Here is a 22318-nt window from a genome sequence, read left to right as displayed (position 1 = left end):
CCGTGCGCGCGACGGGATCCGTGGTCGCCGGACGCGCCGTCCTGGTCGCCGGGCTGGGCGTCTCCGGCGCCGCCGCCGCGCGGGTGCTGCTCGACTCCGGGGCCCGCGTGCTGCTCACCGATGCCACCCGGCCCCCGGCCGTCGACGAGCTGACCGGCCGGGGCGCCGAGTGGCTGGGCGCTCCCGAGGCCCTGCCCGAGGGCCTCGACCTGGTGGTCACCTCGCCGGGCTGGCGGCCCGACGCGCCGCTGCTGGCCGGTGCCGCGGCCGCCGGGGTCGAGGTCATCGGCGAGCCCGAGCTGGCCTGGCGGCTGCGCATCCCCGGCCCGGACGGCACGCCGGCGCCCTGGCTGGCCGTCACCGGCACCAACGGCAAGACGACGACGGTCACCATGCTCGAGGCGATCCTCACCGCCGCCGGGCACCGCGCGGTGGCCGCCGGCAACGTCGGCCGGCCCCTCGTCGAGGTGGTCACCGCCCGGGACGGCGACGGCGCCCCGGCCCACGACGTGGTGGCGGTGGAGCTCTCCAGCTTCCAGCTGCACTGGTCCTCGTCGCTGGCCCCGGCCGCCGCGGCGGTGCTGAACGTCGCCGACGACCACACCGACTGGCACGGCTCCTTCGCCGCCTACCGGGACGCCAAGGCCCGCATCCTCGAGCGCGCGCCGATCGCCGTGGCGGACGCCGGCGACCCGGTCGCCTCGGCTCTCGTCGCCGGCCATCCCCGTCCGGTCACCGTGACCCTCGACGAGCCCGCCCCCGGGCAGCTGGGCGTGCGGGCCGGGACGCTGGTGGACCGCGCGTTCGCCGCCGACCCGGCGGGCGAGCTGATCATGGCGCGCGCGGAGCTGCCCGTGCCCGGGCCGCACAACACCGTCAACGCCCTCGTCGCCGCGGCGCTCGCCCGCGCGGCCGGCGTGCCCGTGGCGGCGGTCGCCCGCGGGCTGGCCGGCTTCCGCGGCGGAGCCCACCGCAACGTGCTCGTCGCCACCGTCGACGGGGTGGACTACGTCGACGACAGCAAGGCGACCAACCCGCACGCCGCGGGCGCCTCGCTGGCCGCCTACCCGCGGGTCGTCTGGATCGCCGGTGGCCTGCTCAAGGGCGCCGACGTCGACCCGCTCGTCGCCGCCGTCGCCCACCGGCTGGCCGGGGTCGTGCTGCTCGGCCGGGACCGCGCGGTGGTGGCGCAGTCCCTGGCGCGACACGCCCCGTCGGTGCCGGTCGTCGAGGTGGCCAGCGGGAACGATGGACCGATGGACGCCGACCGGACCGACGCCGAGACGACGATGGCCCGCGTGGTCGCCGCCGCCGCGGGCCTGGCCCGGCCCGGGGACACGGTGCTGCTCGCGCCGGCCGCGGCGTCCATGGACGTCTTCCGGGACTACGGGCACCGCGGGCAGGCCTTCGCCGACGCGGTGCGGGCGCTGGGGTGACGCGATGACCACCACCGAACGACCGCTGCGCGAGGCCCGCCGCGACCGGGTCCGCATGCCGTCTCCCCGGCCCCCGGCCCGCCGCTGGCCGGCCCCGGCGTGGCTGGACGGCCCGATGACCAGCTGCCACCTGGTGCTGGGCGCCGCCGGGCTGCTGCTGCTCATCGGCCTGGTCATGGTCTTCTCCGCCTCCTCCATCGAGGCGGCGCTGGCCGACGAGCCGGCGTGGGCGCCGGGCGTGAAGCAGCTGGTGCTGGCCTGCATCGGGCTGGGGGCCATGGTCGTCGCCATGCGGCTCCCGGTGGGCCTGGTGCGCCGCTGGTCGCCGATCGCGCTGATCGTGGTCGTCGTCCTGCTGCTCCTGGTGCTCATCCCCGGCATCGGCCAGGAGCGCAACGGTGCCCGGCAGTGGATCTCGCTGGGCGTCACCGACTTCCAGCCGTCCGAGCTGGGCAAGCTGGTGTTCGCGCTGTGGGGCGCGCACGTGCTCGCCCTGCGCGAGCGGTACCTGACGACGACGTCGCTGCTGGTGCCGGTGCTGCCCGTCTTCGGCATCCTGTCGCTGCTGCTCATCGCCGAGCCCGACTTCGGCGGCGTGGTCAGCCTGGGCCTGGTGCTGGTGGGGTTGCTCTGGGCCGGTGGGATGCCGATGCGCTGGTTCGCGGCCTTCGCCGGCGTGGCCGCCGTCGCCGTCGTGGCCATGGTGACGGCGGCGCCGTACCGCATGGAGCGGATCACCGCGTTCCTCGACCCGTTCGCCGACCCCACCAACACCGGCTTCCAAGCCATCCGCGGCATGTACGCGCTGGCCACCGGGGGCCTGTGGGGCGTGGGTCTCGGCAACAGCGCGATGAAGTGGAACATCCTCCCGGAGGCCGAGTCCGACTACATCTTCGCGATCATCGGCGAGGAGCTGGGCTTCCTCGGCTGCCTGGTCGTCGTCACCCTCTACGGGGTGCTCGCCTACGCCGGCTTCCGCATCGCCCGCCGCTCGGCCGACCGCTTCGTCCAGCTCGCCTGCGTCGCGATCACCGTGTGGCTCATCGGCCAGGCGACCATGAACATGGGGTACGTGGTCGGACTGCTGCCGGTGACCGGGGTGACGCTGCCGCTGATCTCGGCGGGCGGCACCTCCCTGATCCTCACCCTCTTCATCGTCGGGCTCCTGGCCCGTTTCGCCCGCTCCGAGCCGGCGGCGGTCGAGCACCTGCGCACCGCCGAGCGCGGCCGGCTGGCCCGGCTGCTCATGCCGGCGCCGACGACGGCCGTCGACCAGGTGCGTCCCCGCCGGGTCCCCGCGACCGGCGTCCCCGAGCGGCCGGTGGTCGGCAGCGCCCGCACCCTGCTGCACGCCCGTGGTGCCGCGGTCCGCCGCTCGCCCGCGCGCACCGAGGCCCCGTCACGGGCCACCGGCACGGCCCGGCCCGGGACCCGGGGCGGCGCGCCCCTGCGCACCCCCGCCGGTACCCCGGCGCCGCGGCAGCGCCCGGTCGCCCCGCGCGGCCGGCCCGGGGGGAACCGGTGAGCGCCGTGCGGTCGGTCGTCCTCGCCGGCGGCGGCACCGGCGGGCACATCGAGCCGATGCTGGCCCTCGCCGACGCCCTCCGCCGGCGCGACGGCGAGCTGCGCATCACCTGCCTGGGCACCGCGCGCGGCATGGAGACCCGGCTGGTCCCGGCCCGCGGGTACGACCTGCGGCTGATCCCGCCGGTCCCACTGCCGCGCAAGCCGACGCCGGAGCTGCTGCGCGTGCCCGGTCGGGTGCGCCGGTCGGTCGCCGAGACCCGGGCGCTGCTCGACGAGCTGGCCGCCGACGTGGTGGTGGGCTTCGGCGGCTACGTCGCGCTGCCGGCCTACCTCGCCGCCCGCCGCGCCCGCGTGCCGGTGGTCGTGCACGAGCAGAACGCCCTGCCGGGGCTGGCCAACCGCGTCGGTGCGCGGGTCGCCGCGCGCGTCGCGGTCACCGTGCCCGGCACGCGGTTGCACCGGGGCGAGCACGTCGGCATGCCGCTGCGCCGGGCGATCTCCTCGCTCGACCGCGCCGCGCGGCGGGCCGAGGCCCGCGCCGAGTTCGGTCTGGACGCCGACCGGCCGACCCTGCTGGTGTTCGGCGGGTCGCAGGGGGCGACGTCGCTCAACCTCGCCGCCGTCGCCGCGGCCGACGCCCTCACCGCCGCGGGGGTGCAGGTGCTGCACGCCCGGGGTCCGAAGAACACCGGCGTCGTCGTCCCCGAGCGGCCGGCGGGCAGCGCGCCCTACGTCGTCGTCGACTACCTGGAGCGGATGGACCTCGCCTACGCCGCGGCCGACCTCGCGCTGTGCCGCTCCGGCGCGGTCACCGTCGCCGAGCTCTCCGCCGTCGGCCTGCCCGCGGCGTTCGTGCCGCTGCCGATCGGCAACGGCGAGCAGCGGCGCAACGCGCTGCCGGTGATCGAGGCCGGTGGCGGGCTGCTGGTCGAGGACGCCGACCTGGACCCGGCGTGGATCACCGCCACCCTGGTCCCGCTGCTCACCGACCCGGCCGCGCTGGCCGCGCTCGCCGAGCACGCCGCTGCGGCCGGGGTCCCCGACGCCGACGAGCGGCTGGCCGACATCGTCTGCGAGGTCGCAGGAAAGTGAGCGCGGAGCGATGAGTGCCGACGACGTGGCGGCCTGGACCGGCCCCGTGCCGTCCCTGCCCGAGCTGGGGGCGGTGCACTTCGTCGGGATCGGCGGTGCCGGGATGAGCGGGATCGCCCGGATCCTGCTCGCCCGGGGCGTCCGCGTCTCGGGCACCGACCGGCGGGACAGCCCGACGCTGCTGGCGCTGCGGGCCCTCGGCGCCCGCGTCGAGCTCGGTCACGACGGCGCGCACCTGGGCGACGCCGACACCGTGGTCGTCTCGACCGCGATCCGGGCGGACAACCCCGAGCTCGTGGCCGCCCGCGACCGGGGCCTCCGGGTGCTGCCCCGCGCGGTGGCCCTGGCCGCGGTCATGGCGGGTCGGCGCAGCGTCGCCGTCGCCGGCACGCACGGCAAGACCTCGACGACGTCGATGCTCACCGTCGCCGTGCAGGCCTGCGGCGTCGACGCGTCCTTCGCGATCGGCGGCAACCTCAACGAGTCCGGCAGCAACGCGCACGCGGGGGAGGGCGACGTCTTCGTCGCCGAGGCCGACGAGAGCGACCGCTCGTTCCTCCTGCTGGCCCCCTTCGCCGGGATCGTGACCAACGTCGAGGCCGACCACCTGGACAACTACGGCGACCTGGCGGCCGTGGAGCACGCCTTCGACCGGTTCCTGCAGACCGTGCACCCCGACGGCTTCGTGGTGCTCTGCGCCGACGATCCGGGCGCCGCCCGGTTGCAGACGGTCCCCGGGCCCGCTCGCGTGCGGACCTACGGCACCGCCGACGACGCCGACCTCCGACTGGTCGACCTCGTCGTCGGCCGGGAGCACACCAGCTACACCGCGATCCTGGACGGCGCCGAGCTGGGCCGGGTGCAGATCCAGCTGCCGGGGGAGCACATGGCGCGCAACAGCGCTGCGGCGCTGCTCGCCGGTCTGGAGCTGGGGCTGCCCGCCGCCGGCCTGATCGAGGGGCTGGGCCGGTTCGGCGGCGTGCACCGGCGCTTCGAGCTCAAGGGCGTCGCCGGGGGCGTGCGGGTCTACGACGACTACGCCCACCACCCGACCGAGGTCGAGGCCCAGCTGCGGGCCGCCCGCGCGGTCGCGGGGGAGGGGCGCCTCGTCGTCGCCTTCCAGCCGCACCTGTACAGCCGTACCCGGGAGTTCGCCGAGGGCTTCGGCGCCGCGCTCGGCCTGGCCGACGAGGTCGTGGTCATGGACGTCTACGGCGCGCGGGAGGACCCGGTCCCGGGGGTCACCGGCGCGATGGTCGCCGACGCCGTGCCGCTGCCGGCCGATCGGGTGCTCTTCGAGCCGTCCTGGTCGGCGACCGGGCCGGCGCTGGCCGCGCGGGCCCGCTCCGGCGACCTGGTCATGACCATGGGCGCCGGTGACGTCTCCATGGTCGGGCCGGAGGTGCTCGACGCGCTGCGCGCCGCGGAGGGGCCGGCCGGGAAGGACGACCCGCCGGACGCCGGCCGGTGAACAGGACCGGCAGCACCACCCGCGACCGCACGCGGGGCGGGCGCCGGACCGCAGCCCGCCGCCGGGCCCGGGTCACCCCGCTGCCCGACCGGCGTCCGGCCCGGCGCCGGACCCCGCACCGGCGGATGATCCAGGCCGCCGCGGCGCTGTCCGTCGTGGCGGTGGTCTGCTGGCTGCTGTGGCTCGGCCCGGTGCTGGCGGTCCGCGCGGTGCAGGTGGACGGGACGACGACGCTGTCGGCCGATCAGGTGCGCGAGGCCGCGCAGGTGCCCGACGGCGTGCCGCTGCTGCGGATCGACCTCGGTGCGGTGGAGGACCGGGTCGCGCGGCTCCCGCAGGTCCGCGACGTGCAGGCCGCGCGTGGCTGGCCGGACCGGATCGTGGTGACCGTGGCCGAGCGGGTGCCGGTGGTCGTGGTCGGCGAGCCGGGGCGGCGGTCGCTGGTGGACGCCGACGGGGTCCTCTTCGACACCGTCACCGGCGCCCCGCCGCCTGGTGTGGTGCCTCTCGAGGTGGACGACCCGGCGCCGGGGGATCCCGAGATGGCGGCCGGGATCGCCGCGATCCGCGCCATCCCGCAGGAGCTCCGGGAGGAGGTGGCCGAGGTCACCGTCCCCGGTGTCGAGGACATCGGCCTGACCATGACCGACGGCACGGTCGTGACCTGGGGGGACGCCGCCGGGTCCGACACCAAGGCGCAGGTGCTCGTCGCCCTGCTCGACCGGATCGCCGCCGGCGAGCTCGACCCGGCGGCCGAGATCGACGTCAGCGCACCGGACGCGGTCGTCCTGCGCTGACCGCCGCGCGGGCCGGTCGCAGACGGTCGCCGCGCGGCTGCGCACCGGTGGCACCCGGCAGCCGGGCCGACACGCCGAGCGGTGCGACACGCCCGACACGCGAATTCGGGCCGGATCTTTCTGGTCGCGTGCGGCGGCCGTCCCTGGATCACGGGATGAGACATTTCCGGGGCGAGTCGTCACAGCTAGTGGTGCGAATGTGACCAAAGTGCCTTACGGGTCTGGTGCGATCCCGGTCCACCGACACGCCGACCTGATGGGGGTGCTTGTAGCGCCTCTCGGCACGCACCTAACTTCATCCACGTCGACCAAGTTGACATAACTGTAAGGCTGAACTTGAGGATGAGGGTCCAGTTGGGGAGCGCCGCATGACACCTCCGCACAACTATCTAGCGGTCATCAAGGTCGTCGGCATCGGCGGCGGCGGGGTGAACGCGGTCAACCGCATGATCGAAGTCGGCCTCAAGGGGGTCGAGTTCATCGCGATCAACACCGATGCCCAGGCGCTGCTGATGAGCGACGCCGACGTCAAGCTCGACGTCGGTCGCGAGCTCACCCGCGGGCTCGGGGCCGGTGCGCAGCCCGACGTCGGCCGGCAGGCCGCCGAGGACCACCGCGAGGAGATCGAGGAGGTGCTCAAGGGCGCCGACATGGTCTTCGTGACCGCGGGTGAGGGCGGTGGCACCGGTACCGGTGGCGCCCCCGTCGTCGCCTCGATCGCCCGGAAGCTCGGCGCGCTGACCATCGGTGTCGTCACCCGCCCGTTCGCCTTTGAGGGCAAGCGGCGCGCGGTGCAGGCCGAGTCGGGCATCGAGGAGCTGCGCAACGAGTGCGACACGCTCATCGTCATCCCGAACGACCGGCTGCTGCAGCTGGGCGACCGGAACGTGAGCGTCATGGACGCCTTCCGCACCGCCGACCAGGTGCTGCTGTCCGGCGTCCAGGGCATCACCGACCTGATCACCACCCCCGGGCTGATCAACCTGGACTTCGCCGACGTCAAGTCGGTCATGTCCGGAGCCGGGTCGGCGCTGATGGGCATCGGCAGCGCGCGCGGCGACAACCGGGCGCTGCTGGCGGCCGAGCAGGCCATCGCCTCACCGCTGCTCGAGGCCTCGATGGAGGGCGCGCACGGCGTGCTGCTGTCGATCTCGGGTGGCTCGGACCTGGGCCTGTTCGAGATCAACGAGGCCGCGTCGCTGGTCTCCGACGCGGCGCACGCCGACGCCAACATCATCTTCGGTGCGGTGATCGACGACGCCCTCGGTGACGAGGTGCGGGTGACGGTCATCGCCGCCGGGTTCGACGGCGGCCGGCCCAGCTCGCGCAAGGAGACCTCGGCGGCGACGCCGGGTGCGGTCCCCGGTGGGCTGTCCACCGGGAATGCCTCGCCGTTCGCGCCGCACCGTCGTCCGGTCGCCGCCCCGCCGGTCGCGGCTGCGCCCCCGGCCCCAGCGCCGGCTCAGGCCGCCCCGCCGGTCACGGGGGAGCGGCTCGCCCAGCCGGCGCCGAGCGCCGCGGCCGGCCGGCCGGCCGCCGGTGGCGGGCTGACCGTCCCCCCGCTGCCGCCCATCCCGGGTCCCGCGGCCAACGGACGTCGGCCGCTGTCCAACGAGGACTTCGAGGAGGAGCTGGACATCCCGGAGTTCCTCAAGGGCTGACCGGCTCCCTCGCCGGGCCCCTCCGCCCGCCCCCGCAGGACCGGGGCGTGCGCTAGGAGGAGGCCGTAGGGTGGTCTGCGATGAGCACGAATGCGGCCGCCTCGTCGGCGGTGCGACCCCGCCGGGTCGTCACCGACCGGCGGGGCGGCCGTTCTCGTGCCCCCTACGACTCCTTCAACCTGGGGTCGCACGTCGGTGACGACCCGGCCGACGTCGCGGCCAACCGGTTCCGCGTCGCGCGGGAGCTCGGCGTGGCCGAGGACCGCCTGGTCTGGATGGACCAGGTCCACGGCACGGGCGTGGTGGTCGTCGACGGCCCGCAGGCCGGGCCGGTGGCCGCCACCGACGGTCTGGTGACCGCGACCCCGGGCCTGGTGCTGGCGGTCCTGGCCGCCGACTGCGTCCCGGTCCTGCTGGCCGACTCCGAGACCGGCGTCGTCGCCGCCGTGCACGCCGGACGCGAAGGGGTGCGCCAGGGCGTCCTCCCCGCCGCGCTGTCGGCCATGGCGAGCCTGGGCGCCCGCGCCCGCCACGTGTCCGCGCTGCTCGGCCCCGCGGTGTGCGGCGCCTGCTACGAGGTGCCCGAGGCGATGCAGGCCGACGTCGCGCGGGTCGCACCCGCCGCGGCCGTGCGCACCCGCGCCGGCACGCCGGGGCTGGACCTGCGGGCCGGGGTCGAGGAGATCCTCCGCCGCGCCGGCATCCCCGAGGTGGTCCAGGACGCGCGCTGCACCGTCGAGGACCCGCTCCTCTTCTCGCACCGCCGCGACGGCGTGACCGGCCGCCAGGCCGGCCTCGTCTGGCTCGGCTGACCGGCGGCCCGCACCCCGACCGCCCGTCCGCCCGACTGCCCGCCCCCGTCCACCCGTCGTCGGCCCCGGGAGAGGATCGGGTCATGAACCCGCTCGCCGAGAACCTCAGGGCCGTGCGCGCCCGGATCGACACGGCGGCCCGGGCCGCCGGGCGGGAGCCGGCCGACGTCACGCTCCTCGCCATCAGCAAGACCTGGCCCGTCGACGACGTGCGGGCGCTGGCCGGGCTCGGGCAGCGGGACTTTGGCGAGAACCGCGTGCAGGAGCTCCTGGGGAAGGCTGCCGAACTGGGCGGAGCGGACGTGCGGTGGCACTTCGTCGGCCAGCTGCAGCGGAACAAGGCCGCTGCGGTGGCCCGGACCGGCGCGGTGGTCCACTCCGTCGACCGGGCATCCCTGGCCACCACCCTCGACCGGGCCGGCCAGGAGGCGGGCCGCCCGGTGGACGTGCTCGTCCAGGTGGACCTCGGGGGCCCGGAGGGGCGGGCCGCCGCGCGAGGCGGAGCGCAGCCGCCGGACGTGCCCGCGCTCGCCGACGCCATCGCCGCCGCACCGGGTCTGCGGCTACGGGGCCTCATGGCCGTCGCTCCCCGCGGCGAGCACCCGGCGCCCGCGTTCGCCCGCCTGGCCGCCCTCGCGGAGCGGGTGCGGGCGGACCACCCCGGTGCCGTCGAGATCTCCGCGGGCATGAGCGGCGACCTCGAGGACGCCGTGGCGGCCGGCGCCACCATCGTGCGTGTCGGAACCGCGTTGTTCGGCGCGCGGCCCCTACCCTGCGGTGAGTTCGAGGAACACCAGCCACGCGAGTCACAGCAGTAACACGAGCCGCACGCTCACCGGACTCCCGGGGACGATGTGACGACGACCGTGCAGACGCGACGATGAGCACACCGGCAGAGGGGGAGGTTCGATGGCTGGAGCCATGCGGAGGATGGGGATGTACCTGGGGCTCGTCGAGGACGACGACCCCCGCGGCTACGGCCGGTACGACTCCCGCGGTTCCGACGAGCTGGAGCGCGACCGCCGCTACGGCGGGTACGCCGAGGACCGCTACGGCGACGAGTTCGCCGACCGGCCCTACGCCGACGACGACTACGCCGACGGGTACGCCGACGAGGAGCCGGCGATCGCCGCGGTGCCCGCCGCCCGCGACCCCGAGCCGCTGTCCGTGCGCCGGGTCCAGGCCCGCCCGCTCGGCCTCGCGCCGGCCGGGGCGAGTGCGTCCGGCATCGGCTCCGGCCCGGTCGGCGCACGGCTCGGCGGGATGAACAGCGGTCCCGTCGCTGCGGCGGGTCTCGCTGTCCGCGAGCCCGTGGTGGCCCCCGAGCCCGAGCCCGAGGCGGCACCTGCTCCTGTGTCCAAGACCTACCGGATCACCACGCTGCACCCGCGCACCTACAACGAGGCGCGCACCATCGGCGAGCGGTTCCGCGACGGCATGCCGGTCATCATGAACCTCACCGAGATGGACGACGCCGACGCGAAGCGGCTCGTCGACTTCGCTGCCGGACTCAGCTTCGGGCTGCGCGGTAGTATCGAGCGCGTCACGGCGAAGGTGTTCCTGCTCAGCCCGCAGGACGTCGCTGTCACCGCTGAGGACAAGGCGAAGATCCGCGAGGGCGGGTTCTCCGACAAGTCCTGAGTGGCGTAGTGGAGTCGGCACCAGGGGGTGCCCTGAACGAGCGGGGCCCGTGTCTCTTTTCTGGCAGATACTCTCATCGGTGCTGCTCGTCTTCCTCGTGCTGCTCTTCGCGCGGTTCGTCGTCGACTGGGTGATGGTGCTGGCGCGCAGCTGGCGCCCCACGGGCCTGGTCGCGGCCGGCCTCGAGGTCGTCTACTCGACCACCGACCCGCCGTTGAAGGCGGTGCGCAAGGTCATCCCGCCGTTGAACCTGGGGTCCATCCGACTGGACCTCGGGTTTATGGTGCTGCTGATCGCCGTGGTGGTCCTCCGGAACGTCACGCAAGCACTCGCATGACCACTGAATCCCCTGGGATCAGAGCCGCAGGACGGTCGCGCTCCGCCGCCCGTCCCCGCACGACCCTGTTCCCGCCGTCCGACCCGAGGTGACCTGCGATGCCACTCACGCCTGCCGACGTGCACAACGTCGTGTTCAAGAAGCCGCCCATCGGCAAGCGGGGCTACGACGAGGACGAGGTCGACGCCTTCCTCGACGTCGTGGAGGCCGAGCTGGCCCGCTTGATCGAGGAGAACAACGAGCTGCGCTCCACCGCGAGCCGCGCCGGTGCGCGGGCCGAGGAGCGCCCGGAGCCGCCCGCCCCCGCCCCGGTCGCCCCGCCGGTGGCGCCGCCGCCGCCGGTCCAGCAGCCGCGCGAGGACGACAGCGCGCGCGCCTCGCGCATGCTGGCGCTGGCCACCGAGACCGCTGACCGCTACGTCAACGAGGCCAAGACGCAGGCCGAGCAGATGCTGACCGGCGCCAAGACAAACAGCGAGCGCCTCATGACCGAGGCGCGGTCCAAGAGCGAGCAGATGGTCACCGAGGCCAAGCATCGCGCGGACTCGATGATCGGCGACGCCCGCACCCGCGCCGAGACCATGGAGCGCGAGGCCCGCGCCAAGGCCGCCGCCCTCGACCAGGACGCCGAGCGCCGGCACGTCGAGGTCATGGGTGGCCTCGAGGAGAAGCGCAGCAGCCTGGAGCGGAAGATCGAGGAGCTGCGCACCTTCGAGCGCGAGTACCGGACCCGGCTGCGGTCCTACCTCGAGTCGCACCTGCGCGACCTGGACAGCCGCGGCTCGGCCGAGCCCGCGACGGCGGGCCGGCAGAACCAGCACGCCTCCGCCTGACGACAGCCGCGGGAGCATCGCAGCGAGGAGCGGACCGCGGCGCGGAGTCAGGCCGGGTGATTCCGCCTGACGACAGCCGCGGGAGCATCGCTGCGCGGGACGCACGACTGAGCAGGGCCCCCGGACTCCGGTCCGGGGGCCCTGCTGCGTTCCCGGCTGGTCCCGGTCTGCGTGCGGGGAGGCGCGCCGCCGCTGCGAGGTGTGGGGGGCGGGAGGGCCTTCTAGAGTCCAGGCGTGATCGCGATCGCCGGACTGCTCGTGCTCCTGGGCGCCGGGCTCTTCGTGGGCGGGCTGCTGACCGGCATCACCGCGCTGTACTGGGGCTGTGTGGCTGCCTGCCTCGTCGCCGCGGGTGTGCTGGTCGCCGCGCGCCGGGCGCTGGCGGCCCGATCAGCCTCCGCGGCGTCCACGCCTGCCCCCACGGCGGACGCCCCGGCCTCGACGTCGACCGGTGATGCGCCGGCTCCCGCGCTCCCGGCGGCGACCGGGCCGGACCTGGCGACCGGCGCCACCGGCGCGTCACCGGCCGTCGAGCCACCCAGCACGGATCCGCGCGCCGCGGAGCCGTCCGGCGCGGAGCCGTCCGGCGCGGAGCCGTCCGGCGCGGAGCCGTCCGACACCGCGCCGCCCGCCGTCGAGCCGGCCACGGCCCAGCCCGCCGGCCGGGCGGCGCAGCCGGTGGACACCGCCGCCCGAGCGCCGGCGACGGGGGCGACCGCGGCGTCCCTCGGCGCCAGGGAGCTGCCCGACCCGCCGGTCGAGGAGGTCGAGGTGACCGACCTGCTGATCATCGTCGACCTCACCGACGAGGTGCTCGTCGTCGACGAGCGCCCGCGGTACCACGTGCCCGGGTGCGTGCACCTCCAGGGGCACGACGCGATCCCGCTGCCGCTGGACGAGGCGCGCACCGACGGGTTCACCCCGTGCGCGGTGTGCCGCCCCGATCGCACGCTCGCCGAGCGCGCCCGGGCCCGCCGGGCCGGCTGAACCGGCCCGGCCGGACCCTCGCGGCGTCGTCCCCGGTCAGCCGGCCTTGACCACCCAGAACCGCGAGCCCTCCGGGCCCTCGACGCCCTCGCCCGGACCCGCCGTCCCCGCGTGCACGGCGGTGGCCAGCACCTCGCCGGCGAGCTGCGTGGCGTGCTCGGTCAGGGCCTGGGCCATGGCGCCGTCCGCGGTCCAGGACAGCTCGATGCGGTCGCTGACATCCAGGCCGCTGGTCTTGCGCGCCTCCTGCACGAGCCGGACCACCTCGCGGACCAGCCCCGCCCGCTCCAGCTCGGGGGTCAAGGTGAGGTCGAGGGCGACGGTCAGGCCGCCGGCGCTGGCCACGGTCCAGCCCTCGCGCGGCGTCTCGGTGACCACCAGGTCGCCCTCCTCGAGCGCCACGGGGGAGCCCTCGACGTCCACGCTGGCCGTGCCCGCGCGGTAGGCGGCGACGAGGGCCGGGGCGTCGGCCGCGGCGACCGCCTTCGCCACCGCCTGCACCTGCTTGCCCAGCCGGCGGCCCACCGCGCGGAAGTCGACCTTGACGCTGACGTCGACCAGGTCGCCACCGACCGCGGCCAGCTCCAGCAGCTCGGCGACGTTCAGCTCGTCGGCCACCTCGGCGACCAGGTCGCGGGGGAGGGCGGACCAGCCGGGCGCGGCCACGACGGCGCGGGCCAGCGGCTGCCGGGTGCGCATCTTGGCGGCCGTGCGCGCCGACCGGCCCAGCTCGACGAGCCGGCGCACCAGCGCCATCTGCTCGACCAGCCGGTCGTCCAGCGCCGCCTCGTCGACCTGCGGCCAGGAGGCCAGGTGCACCGAGTCGACGGCCGTGCCCTCGGCCAGGCCGGGCACGACGGCCCGCGCCCACACCTCGTCGGTGACGAACGGCGTGAACGGCGCCATGAGCCGGGTGAGCCCGTCGAGGACCTCGTGCAGGGTGCCCAGCGCCGACGGGTCGCCGTCCCAGAAGCGGCGCCGCGAGCGCCGGACGTACCAGTTGGACAGGTCGTCCACGAACTGGGCCAGGAGCCGGCCGGCGCCCTGGGTGTCGAAGTCCTCCAGCGCCGCGGTGACGTCCCGGGTGACGGCGGCGAGCTCGGCGAGCGCGTAGCGGTCCAGCAGCGGCCGCTCCGCACGGGCCGGGGCGGGGGAGGTCGCGGGGTCCCACCCGTTGGTCTCGGCGTACAGGGTGAAGAAGCTGGCGGTGTTCCAGTAGGTGAGCAGGACCTTCCGGACCACCTCGGAGAGCGTCTCGTGCCCGACCCGCCGGGCCGACCACGGTGAACCGCCGGCGAGCATGAACCAGCGGACGGCGTCGGCGCCGTGCCGGTCCATCAGCGGGATCGGCTCGAGGATGTTGCCCAGGTGCTTGCTCATCTTCCGGCCGTCCTCGGCCAGGATGTGCCCGAGGCAGAGCACGTTCTCGTACGAGCTCCGCTCGAACACCAGCGTGCCGACGGCCATCAGCGTGTAGAACCAGCCGCGGGTCTGGTCGATCGCCTCGCAGATGAACTGCGCCGGGTAGGCCGCCTCGAACTGCTCCTGGTTGCGGTGCGGCGCGCCCCACTGCGCGAACGGCATGGAGCCCGAGTCGTACCAGGCGTCGATGACCTGGCGGACCCGCCGGTAGGTGCCCTCCTCGCCGGCCACCGTGAAGGTGATGTCGTCGATGAACGGGCGGTGCGGGTCGAGGTCGGCGAGGTCGCGGCCGGTGAGCTGCGAGAGCTCGGCCAGCGAGCCGACGGCGACCATCCGGCTCGGGTCGGCGTCGTTGCGCCAGATGGGCAGCGGCGTGCCCCAGTAGCGGTCGCGGGACAGCGCCCAGTCGACGTTGTTGTTCAGCCAGTCGCCGTAGCGGCCGGTCTTGATGCTCTCGGGGTACCAGTTCGTCTTCTCGTTCTCCGCGAGCAACTGGTCCTTGATCTGGCTGGTGCGGATGTACCAGGAGGGCTGCGCGTAGTACATGAGCGGCGTGTGGCAGCGCCAGCAGTGCGGATAGCTGTGCTCGTACCGGATCTCGCGGAACAGCACGCCGCGCGCCGTCAGGTCCTCGACGAGCGCGGGGTCGGCGGCCTTGAAGAAGTGCCCGCCGACGAGCGGGATCTCGGGCAGGAAGTGCCCGGTCGCGTCGATCGGGTTGACCACCGGCAGCCCGTAACCGCGGCAGACGGCGAGGTCGTCGGCGCCGAAGGCGGGGGACTGGTGGACCAGCCCGGTGCCGTCGTCGGTGGTGACGTACTCGGCCAGCACGACGAAGTGCGCGTCCTCGCCGGCCGGGAACTCGACCAGCTCGAACGGCCGCCGGTAGTGGGTGCGCTCCCAGTCGCGTCCGGGCGCGCGGCCGAGCACCTCGGCGTCCTCCCCGAGGACGGCGGCCAGCAGCGGCTCGGCGACCACGACCGGCACGTCGTCCGAGCCGGCGGCCCGGGCGACGACGTAGGCGACGTCGGGGTGCACGGCGACGGCGGTGTTGCTCGGCAGCGTCCACGGCGTCGTCGTCCAGACGAGCAGGTCGGCCCGGCCGGCCCACTCGCCGTCGGTGATCGGCAGCCGCACGTAGACCGACGGGTCGGTGATCGTCTCGTACCCCTGGGCGACCTCGTGGTCGGAGAGCCCGGTGCCGCAGCGCGGGCAGTAGGGGGCCACCCGGTGGTCCTCGACCAGCAGGCCCTTCTCGAAGACCTGCTTGAGCGACCACCAGACGCTCTCGATGTAGCTGGGGTCCATCGTCCAGTAGGCGGTGGACATGTCCACCCAGTAGCCCATCCGGTGGGTGAGCTCGGTGAAGGCGCCGACGTGCCGCTCCACCGACGCCCGGCAGCGGGCGTTGAACTCCGCGATGCCGAACCGCTCGATGTCGGGCTTGCCGGCGAAGCCCAGCTCCTGCTCCACGGCGATCTCCACCGGCAGGCCGTGGCAGTCCCAGCCCGCGCGCCGCGGCACGGAGTAGCCCTGCATGGTCTTGAACCGGGGGAAGACGTCCTTGAACGCGCGCGCCTCGATGTGGTGCGTCCCGGGCCGGCCGTTGGCGGTGGGCGGCCCCTCGTAGAAGTTCCACTGCGGCCGGCCGGCGGACTCCTGCAGCGACCGGTCGAAGACCTTGTCGGACTCCCAGCGCTCGAGGATCCGGTGCTCCAGGGCGGGCAGGTCGACCTGCGGGGGCAGCGCGGCGAAGGGGCCGGTGGGAGCACTCACGCCGCCATTCTCCCCGAACCGGCAAACCGGTTCACGCGCCACCTCCCACCGCCGACCCGCCGGGTGCCCGCGGCCGGGACGGGCCCGGGGGAGCGGTGCGGAAGACTGTCTCCATGAGGGGGAGCGGGTGAACACCGACGTCACCCTCGCGCTGGCGATCGGCGCCGCGGTCGTCCTCCTGGCGGCGGTCGCGCTCCGGCTGGCCGACCGGCTCGGGCTGCCGAGCCTCCTGCTCTACCTGGCGATCGGTGTTGTCCTGGGCGAGAGCGGCCTCGGGGTCGAGTTCGAGGACTACTCGCTCACCCAGACCCTGGGCGTCGCCGCGCTGCTGGTGATCCTGGCCGAGGGCGGTCTGACCACCCGCTGGACCGACGTCCGGCGGGCGCTGGGGCCGGGGTTGACCCTGGCCACCGTCGGGGTGGCGGTGAGCATCGGGGTCACCGCGGCGGTCAGCGTGTGGCTGCTCGGCTGGACGTGGGGGTTCGCCCTGCTGGCGGCCGCCGTCATCAGCTCCACGGATGCCGCGGCCGTCTTCGCGACGCTCCGCCGGCTCCCGCTGCCGCGCCGGGTGGCCGCCTCCCTGGAGACCGAGAGCGGGCTCAACGACGCCCCGGTGATCCTGCTGGTGGTCGTGCTCTCCGAGGTGCTCACCGACGGCGCGTCCGGCCCCTGGTGGCTGGTGCCGGTGGAGGTGGCCGCCGAGCTGGCCGGTGGCGCGGCGCTCGGGCTGGCCGTCGGGTTCGGCGGCGCGGAGCTGCTGCGGCGGGTGGCGCTCCCGCTCTCGGGCTTCTACCCGCTGGCCACGCTGGCGCTCTGCGTCCTCGCCTTCGCCGGCGCCTCGCTGGCGCACACCTCGGGCTTCGTCGCCGTCTACCTGTGCGGGCTGGTGCTGGGCAACGCCGCGCTGCCGCACCGCGCGGCCAGCATCGGCTTCGCGGAGGGGATGGCCTCGCTGGCGCAGATCGGGCTGTTCGTGATGCTCGGGCTGCTGGTGTCGCCGGCCCGGCTGCCCGAGGCCGTCGGCCCGGCCCTGGTGGTCGGCGGCGCGCTGCTGCTCCTGGCGCGGCCGCTGTCGGTGGTGCTGAGCCTGGTCTGGTTCCGCTTCCCCTTCCGGCAGCAGGTCTTCATGTCGTGGGCGGGGCTGCGCGGCGCCGTCCCGATCGTGGTGGCCACCTTCCCGCTGACCGCCCGGGTGCCGCAGGCGCAGGTCGTCTTCGACACCGTCTTCGTGCTCGTCGTCGTCTTCACCCTGGTGCAGGGCTGGTCGCTGCCCTGGGTCGCCCGGCGGCTCGGGATCGCGGCGCCGGTGACCCCGCGGGAGATCCAGGTCGAGGCCGCACCGCTGGAGGAGCTGGACGCCGAGCTGATGCAGATGACCGTGCCCGAGGGGTCCCGGCTGCACGGCGTCTACCTGCCGGAGCTGCGGCTGCCCGAGGACGCGGCGGTGGTCCTCATCGTCCGCGACGGCCGCTCCTTCGTGCCCGACGAGAACACCCGGCTGATGCGCGGGGACCAGGCGCTGCTGGTGTCGGCGCGACGCTCCCGGCCGGAAGCCGAGCGCCGGCTGCGCGCGGTCAGCCGCGCCGGGCGGCTGGCCACCTGGCGGGGCGAGACCGGCCGCCCCGACGACACCGACTAGGTTCCCGCCGAGCCCGCGGGCCAACTCGACGAGGTCCGCCGGCTACCGGAAGTGGGGAGGCCGTTCTACGTCTTCGGACCCATAGCGTTCCTCGCCTCGGTCCCGTACTGAGGGGCCGCCCTGAGCGTTGTCCCGTGACCGGACAATTCCCGGCGGTGGATGTCCGGTGGGGGGACAACGCCTCATCCCCGGCGGCGGTTGGGCCCGTGACCCGGCCCGCGGCGCCCCGAACGCGGCCTGCGGAAGGCCTGCTCCCGTGGCATCGTGATCGCACCGGCACCGGGCGGCGGTCGCCGTGCCCGGACCCCACGGAGCAACGCCATGCGGTTCCTCTTCCGGCCACCCGCCGCCGAGGCGACGGGCCTGCTCAGCCTGCCCTGGAACCAGCCGCTCGAGGAGTGGGACGACGAGCTGCTGCTCGACGTCCCCCAGCGCGGCATCTCCCGGCACGTCGTCCGGTTCGTCGCCGTCGACGGCCACGTCTTCGCGCTGAAGGAGATCTCCGAGCGGCTGGCGCGGCACGAGTACGCGCTGCTGGCCCAGTTCGAGGGGGAGGGGCTCCCGTCGGTCTCGGTGCTCGGCATCTGCGTCGACCGGGCGGAGGACCAGCCGGCGATCCTGGTGACCCGCTACCTCGAGTACTCGATGTCCTACCGCTGGCTGTTCTCCCGGCCGCAGGGCGAGCACTCGGCCGAGCAGCTGCTCGACACGATGGTGGTGCTGCTGGTCCGGCTGCACCTGGCCGGCGTCTTCTGGGGCGACTGCTCGCTGTCCAACACCCTCTTCCGGCTGGACGCCGGCACCTTCTCCGCCTACCTGGTCGACGCCGAGACCGTGGACCGGCACCCGCGGCTGTCCCCGGGGCAGCGCGCCTACGACGTCGACCTCGCCCGGGAGCGGGTCGGCGCCGAGCTGCTGGACCTGCGCTTCGGCGGGCTGCTCCCCGACGGCATCGACCCCATCGAGGTGGCCGACGGGCTGCCGAGGCGCTACGAGACGTTGTGGGAGGAGGTCACCCGGGAGGAGGTCTTCCGCACCGACGAGCAGCGCTACCGGGTCGCCGAGCGGCTCCGGCGGCTCAACGACCTGGGCTTCGACGTCGGCGAGGTGGAGCTGCTGACCACCGACGAGGGCACCCGGCTGCGGGTGGAGACCCGCGTCGCCGAGCCCGGGCAGAACCGGCGCGAGCTGTTCCGGCTGACCGGCCTGGAGGTGCAGGAGCGCCAGGCCCAGCGGCTGCTCAACGACGTGCGCGCCTTCCGCGCCTACCTGGAGCAGAAGTCGGGGCAGCCGGTGCCGGAGACGATCGCCGGGCATCGCTGGCTGGCGGAGGTGTACCAGCCGGTCGTCGACGCGATCCCGCGGCACCTGGCCGGCCGGCTGGCGCCGGCGGAGATCTTCCACGAGGTGCTGGAGCACCGGTGGTTCCTGTCCGAGCGCGCCGGCCGCGACGTCGGGACGACCGAGGCCGCGCGGTCCTACCTCGAGACGGTGCTGCCGCGGACGCCGCCCGAGGTCACCACGCCGTCGGTGATCGCCGGGCAGCGGCCCGACGCCCGGGCCGGGGACCGTTCCGCGGACTCCCCGGAGCGGGGAACGTCACGGTCAGGACGCGATGAGTGGCCGGGCACACGTTCGAATTGACACCATAAGTGACCTGCACCACGCTCCGAAGATCACGGCGACCAACCGTCGCCGTCGCGCCAACGGAGGCGATGACCGATGCCACGAGCTGCTGGCCACGGACGACTCGGAAGCGGGTCGCCCACTCTCTCCCGATCAGGGCGGCGACGGCGGCGTGGTGGTGCCGGTGCGGTCGCCGCGCTCGTCACCGCCGGCACGCTGGCCGCGTGCGGGAGCGACGGCGGCGGGGCGAACACCCTCACCTGGTACACCAACCCGGACTCGGGCGGTCAGGCGGAGATCGCCGCGCGCTGCACCGAGGCGGCGGACGGTGCGTACACCATCGAGACGGCGCAGCTGCCCCGAGAGTCGTCGCAGCAGCGGGAGCAGCTGATCCGGCGGCTGGCGGCGGAGGACGACTCGATCGACATCATGAGCCTGGACCCGCCGTACATCCCCGAGTTCGCCCAGGCCGGCTTCCTCGCCCCTGTGCCCGAGGACGTCGCCGAGCGGGTGACGGAGGACGTCGTCCAGAGCGCGATCGACGGGTCCACCTGGGACGACGAGCTGGTGGCCGTGCCGTTCTGGGCCAACACCCAGCTGCTCTGGTACAAGCAGTCCGCGGCCGAGGCCGCCGGTCTGGACATGGACGAGCCGGTCACCTGGGCGCAACTCGTCGCCGCGGCCGAGGAGCAGGACACGCAGATCGCCGCGCAGGGCATCCGCGCCGAGGCGCTCACCGTCTGGACCAACGCGCTCATCGAAGGGGCGGGCGGCTCGATCATCGAGGAGACCGCCGCGGACCCCGAGGACATCGAGCTCGGCCTCCGGTCCGAGGCCGCCGTGGCGGCGGCCGAGGCCATGCAGTCCGTGGCGACCGTCGGTGGCCCCGCCTTCTCCACCGCCGGCGAGGACGCCAACGTGACGGACTTCGAGGAGGGCGACGCGGCCTTCATGGTCAACTGGCCGTTCGTCTGGCCCCGGGCCCTGTCCGCCGTCGAGGCGGGCACCCTCGACGCGTCGGTGCCCGAGGACTACGGCTGGGCGCGCTACCCGCGGACCGTCGAAGGGGAGGAGAGCAGGCCTCCCTACGGCGGCATCAACCTCGGCATCGGCGCCTTCAGCCAGGACACCGACCTGGCCTACGAGGCCGCGGAGTGCATCGTCTCCGAGGAGAACCAGACCTACTACTTCCTCACCAACGGCAACCCGGCGGCCAAGGCGTCGGTCTACGACGACCCCGAGGTCCTCGAGGAGTTCCCGCAGGCACCGCTCATCCGGGAGTCGCTGGAGGCGGCCGCGCCCCGGCCGCAGACCGTCTACTACAGCGAGGTCTCCGGAGCGCTGCAGCGGGTCTACCACCCGGCGAGCTCGGTCGAACCGGGCGAGACCGGCGCCACGGCCGCCGAACTCATCAACGCCGTCCTGGCAGGGGAGGAACTGCTGTGAGCACCACGACCCTGCCGCCTGGCGAGAAGACCGATCCGAAATCGGCGCCGGAGAAGAAGAGCGGCATCAGCGACCGGTCGCGCAGCGAGCGGAAGCTCGGTTGGCTGCTGGCCGGCCCGGCGTTCATCGTGATGCTCGCCGTCACCGCGTACCCGATCCTGCAGGCGGTATACGAGTCGCTGTTCTCCTACCGGCTCACCGACCCGGCCAACCGTTCGTTCAACGGGCTGAACAACTACTGGGTGATCCTCACCGATCCCATCTGGTGGCAGGCCATCTGGGTCACCGTGTTCATCACGGTGGTCACGGTGGCGGTGGAACTCGTGCTGGGTTTCGGCCTCGCCATGGTGATGGCCAAGGCGCTCAGCTCCATCCGCCCCGTCGTTCGGGCGGCGATCCTCATCCCGTACGCGGTCATCACGGTGGTGTCGGCCTTCGCCTGGCAGTTCGCCTTCGACATCAACACCGGGTTCGTCAACTCCTGGTTCGCCTGGATACCCGGGGTCACCGCGGACACCGACTGGTTCGGTGACAGGTGGCAGTCCCTGCTGGTCATCTGCCTGGCGGAGATCTGGAAGACCACCCCGTTCATCTCGCTCCTGCTGCTGGCCGGTCTGGCGCAGGTGCCCGAGGTGCTGCAGGAGGCGGCGAAGGTCGACGGCGCCACGTGGTGGCAGCGGCTGTGGCGGGTGACGATCCCGAACATGAAGGCGGCGATCATGGTCGCCCTGCTGTTCCGCAGCCTGGACGCGTTCCGGGTCTTCGACAGCATCTTCATCATGACCGGCGGCGCCAACGGCACCGAATCGGTGTCGTTCCTCGCCTACCGGCAGACGATCGCCCGATTGGAGATCGGGCTCGGGTCGGCGGTGTCGGTGCTGCTGTTCCTCGTGGTGGTGCTGATCGCGTTCACCTTCATCAAGGCATTCAAGGTCGATCTGGCCTCGACGCGGGGGGAGTGACGATGTCCACTCGGAAAAAGGTCATGTGGTGGATCGGCGGAGCGATCATCGTCGTCTACGCGCTGTTCCCGATCGCCTGGATCATCTCCATCTCGCTGAAGGCCCCGTCGGACATCGCCAACGGCCAGTTCCTGCCGAGCAGCATCTCCTGGGGCAACTACGAGACGGTCCTGACCGGGAGCGCCAGCGAGCTGTTCCTGCCCGCCCTGCGCAACTCGTTCGGCATCTGCCTGATCGCCACGGCGATCTCCTGCCTGCTGGCGATGTTCGCCGCGTACGCCATCGCCCGGCTGGACTTCCCGGGCAAGAAGGTGATCCTCTCCACGGCGCTGGCGGTGGCGATCTTCCCGGTCATCTCGATCGTGACGCCGCTATTCAACGTGTGGCGGCAGATCGGCCTCTACGACACCTGGCCCGGGCTGATCCTCCCGTACCTCTCCCTGACCCTGCCGATCTCGATCTGGACCATGTCGGCGTTCTTCCGGGAGATCCCGTGGGAGATGGAGCAGGCGGCCCAGGTCGACGGCGCGACCACCTGGCAGGCGTTCCGCAAGGTGATCGTCCCGCTGGCCGCTCCCGGTGTGTTCACCACGGCGATCATCGCCTTCTTCATCGCCTGGAACGACTTCGTCTACGGCATCGTCCTGACGTCCACCGAGGCGGCCCGGCCGGTTCCCGCGGCGCTCGGCCTGTTCAGCGGCGCCTCCCAGTTCGAGGACCCGACGGGCGCCATCGCGGCGGCCGCCCTGATCGTGACGATCCCGGTCGTCGTCCTGGTCCTGCTGTTCCAGCGGCGGATCGTCGCCGGGCTGACCAACGGCGCGGTCAAGGGCTGACCGCCATGACTCCCACC

The 22318-nt window shown here is 74.1% G+C and carries 18 protein-coding genes; 17 read left to right on the top strand and 1 reads right to left on the bottom strand.

The features are described 5' to 3' along the window. Window positions 1-2 precede the first annotated feature (2 nt). From murD to ACI79T_RS01030, 12 genes are all read left to right on the top strand, one after another. The gene (gene murD, locus ACI79T_RS01085) at window positions 3-1436 is read left to right on the top strand and encodes a UDP-N-acetylmuramoyl-L-alanine--D-glutamate ligase (RefSeq protein WP_456608193.1); all 1434 of its coding nucleotides are present in this window, start codon (window positions 3-5) and stop codon (window positions 1434-1436) included. 4 nt (window positions 1437-1440) lie between these two features. Continuing rightward, complete coding sequence (gene ftsW, locus ACI79T_RS01080; RefSeq protein ID WP_456608192.1) at window positions 1441-2961, top strand: putative lipid II flippase FtsW; 1521 nt, start codon at window positions 1441-1443, stop codon at window positions 2959-2961. Beyond that, window positions 2958-4055, top strand: coding sequence for an undecaprenyldiphospho-muramoylpentapeptide beta-N-acetylglucosaminyltransferase (gene murG / locus ACI79T_RS01075; RefSeq protein ID WP_456608191.1), 1098 nt, complete (start codon window positions 2958-2960; stop codon window positions 4053-4055). Before ftsW ends, murG begins: the two co-directional genes overlap by 4 nt. A gap of 10 nt (window positions 4056-4065) precedes the next feature. Further along, on the top strand, window positions 4066-5526 hold the full coding sequence (murC, locus tag ACI79T_RS01070; protein WP_456608190.1) for a UDP-N-acetylmuramate--L-alanine ligase: 1461 nt from the start codon (window positions 4066-4068) through the stop codon (window positions 5524-5526). After that, complete coding sequence (locus ACI79T_RS01065) at window positions 5523-6323, top strand: cell division protein FtsQ/DivIB (RefSeq protein ID WP_456608189.1); 801 nt, start codon at window positions 5523-5525, stop codon at window positions 6321-6323. Before murC ends, ACI79T_RS01065 begins: the two co-directional genes overlap by 4 nt. A gap of 368 nt (window positions 6324-6691) precedes the next feature. Further along, window positions 6692-7984, top strand: coding sequence for a cell division protein FtsZ (ftsZ, locus tag ACI79T_RS01060; protein WP_456608188.1), 1293 nt, complete (start codon window positions 6692-6694; stop codon window positions 7982-7984). 80 nt (window positions 7985-8064) lie between these two features. Further along, on the top strand, window positions 8065-8796 hold the full coding sequence (pgeF, locus tag ACI79T_RS01055; protein WP_456608187.1) for a peptidoglycan editing factor PgeF: 732 nt from the start codon (window positions 8065-8067) through the stop codon (window positions 8794-8796). Window positions 8797-8879: 83 nt separating this feature from the next. Then, the gene (locus tag ACI79T_RS01050; RefSeq protein WP_456608186.1) at window positions 8880-9614 is read left to right on the top strand and encodes a YggS family pyridoxal phosphate-dependent enzyme; all 735 of its coding nucleotides are present in this window, start codon (window positions 8880-8882) and stop codon (window positions 9612-9614) included. A 91-nt stretch (window positions 9615-9705) separates the two neighbouring features. Continuing rightward, on the top strand, window positions 9706-10437 hold the full coding sequence (locus ACI79T_RS01045) for a cell division protein SepF (protein ID WP_456608185.1): 732 nt from the start codon (window positions 9706-9708) through the stop codon (window positions 10435-10437). Window positions 10438-10486: 49 nt separating this feature from the next. Next, window positions 10487-10774 (top strand): YggT family protein, encoded by a 288-nt coding sequence (locus ACI79T_RS01040; RefSeq protein WP_456608184.1) that lies wholly within the window; start codon window positions 10487-10489, stop codon window positions 10772-10774. 98 nt (window positions 10775-10872) lie between these two features. Further along, the gene (gene wag31 / locus ACI79T_RS01035) at window positions 10873-11607 is read left to right on the top strand and encodes a DivIVA-like cell division protein Wag31 (protein ID WP_456608183.1); all 735 of its coding nucleotides are present in this window, start codon (window positions 10873-10875) and stop codon (window positions 11605-11607) included. A 234-nt stretch (window positions 11608-11841) separates the two neighbouring features. After that, window positions 11842-12594 (top strand): hypothetical protein, encoded by a 753-nt coding sequence (locus ACI79T_RS01030; RefSeq protein WP_456608182.1) that lies wholly within the window; start codon window positions 11842-11844, stop codon window positions 12592-12594. A 36-nt stretch (window positions 12595-12630) separates the two neighbouring features. Here ACI79T_RS01030 and ileS read toward each other — a convergent pair whose 3' ends face one another. Next, a complete protein-coding gene (gene ileS / locus ACI79T_RS01025) occupies window positions 12631-15792 on the bottom strand; it encodes an isoleucine--tRNA ligase (RefSeq protein ID WP_456608181.1) in 3162 nt (1053 codons plus the stop codon). 127 nt (window positions 15793-15919) lie between these two features. Here ileS and ACI79T_RS01020 point away from each other — a divergent pair, with 127 nt between their 5' ends. The 5 genes from ACI79T_RS01020 to ACI79T_RS01000 all read left to right on the top strand — a co-directional run bounded on the left by ACI79T_RS01020 (window position 15920) and on the right by ACI79T_RS01000 (window position 22301). Further along, on the top strand, window positions 15920-17431 hold the full coding sequence (locus tag ACI79T_RS01020; protein WP_456608180.1) for a potassium/proton antiporter: 1512 nt from the start codon (window positions 15920-15922) through the stop codon (window positions 17429-17431). Between the two features lie 321 nt (window positions 17432-17752). Continuing rightward, window positions 17753-19075, top strand: a complete 1323-nt coding sequence (locus ACI79T_RS01015) for a DUF4032 domain-containing protein (RefSeq protein WP_456608179.1) — start codon at window positions 17753-17755, stop codon at window positions 19073-19075. Window positions 19076-19153: 78 nt separating this feature from the next. Further along, a complete protein-coding gene (locus ACI79T_RS01010; protein ID WP_456608178.1) occupies window positions 19154-20503 on the top strand; it encodes an extracellular solute-binding protein in 1350 nt (449 codons plus the stop codon). Next, window positions 20500-21465 (top strand): carbohydrate ABC transporter permease, encoded by a 966-nt coding sequence (locus ACI79T_RS01005; protein ID WP_456608177.1) that lies wholly within the window; start codon window positions 20500-20502, stop codon window positions 21463-21465. Before ACI79T_RS01010 ends, ACI79T_RS01005 begins: the two co-directional genes overlap by 4 nt. A gap of 2 nt (window positions 21466-21467) precedes the next feature. Continuing rightward, complete coding sequence (locus ACI79T_RS01000; RefSeq protein WP_269190459.1) at window positions 21468-22301, top strand: carbohydrate ABC transporter permease; 834 nt, start codon at window positions 21468-21470, stop codon at window positions 22299-22301. The last annotated feature ends 17 nt before the right edge of the window (window positions 22302-22318 follow it).

The sequence above is a fragment of the Blastococcus sp. SYSU DS0619 genome (genome assembly GCF_054051035.1).
This window is presented reverse-complemented; position numbering and strand designations above follow the sequence as displayed.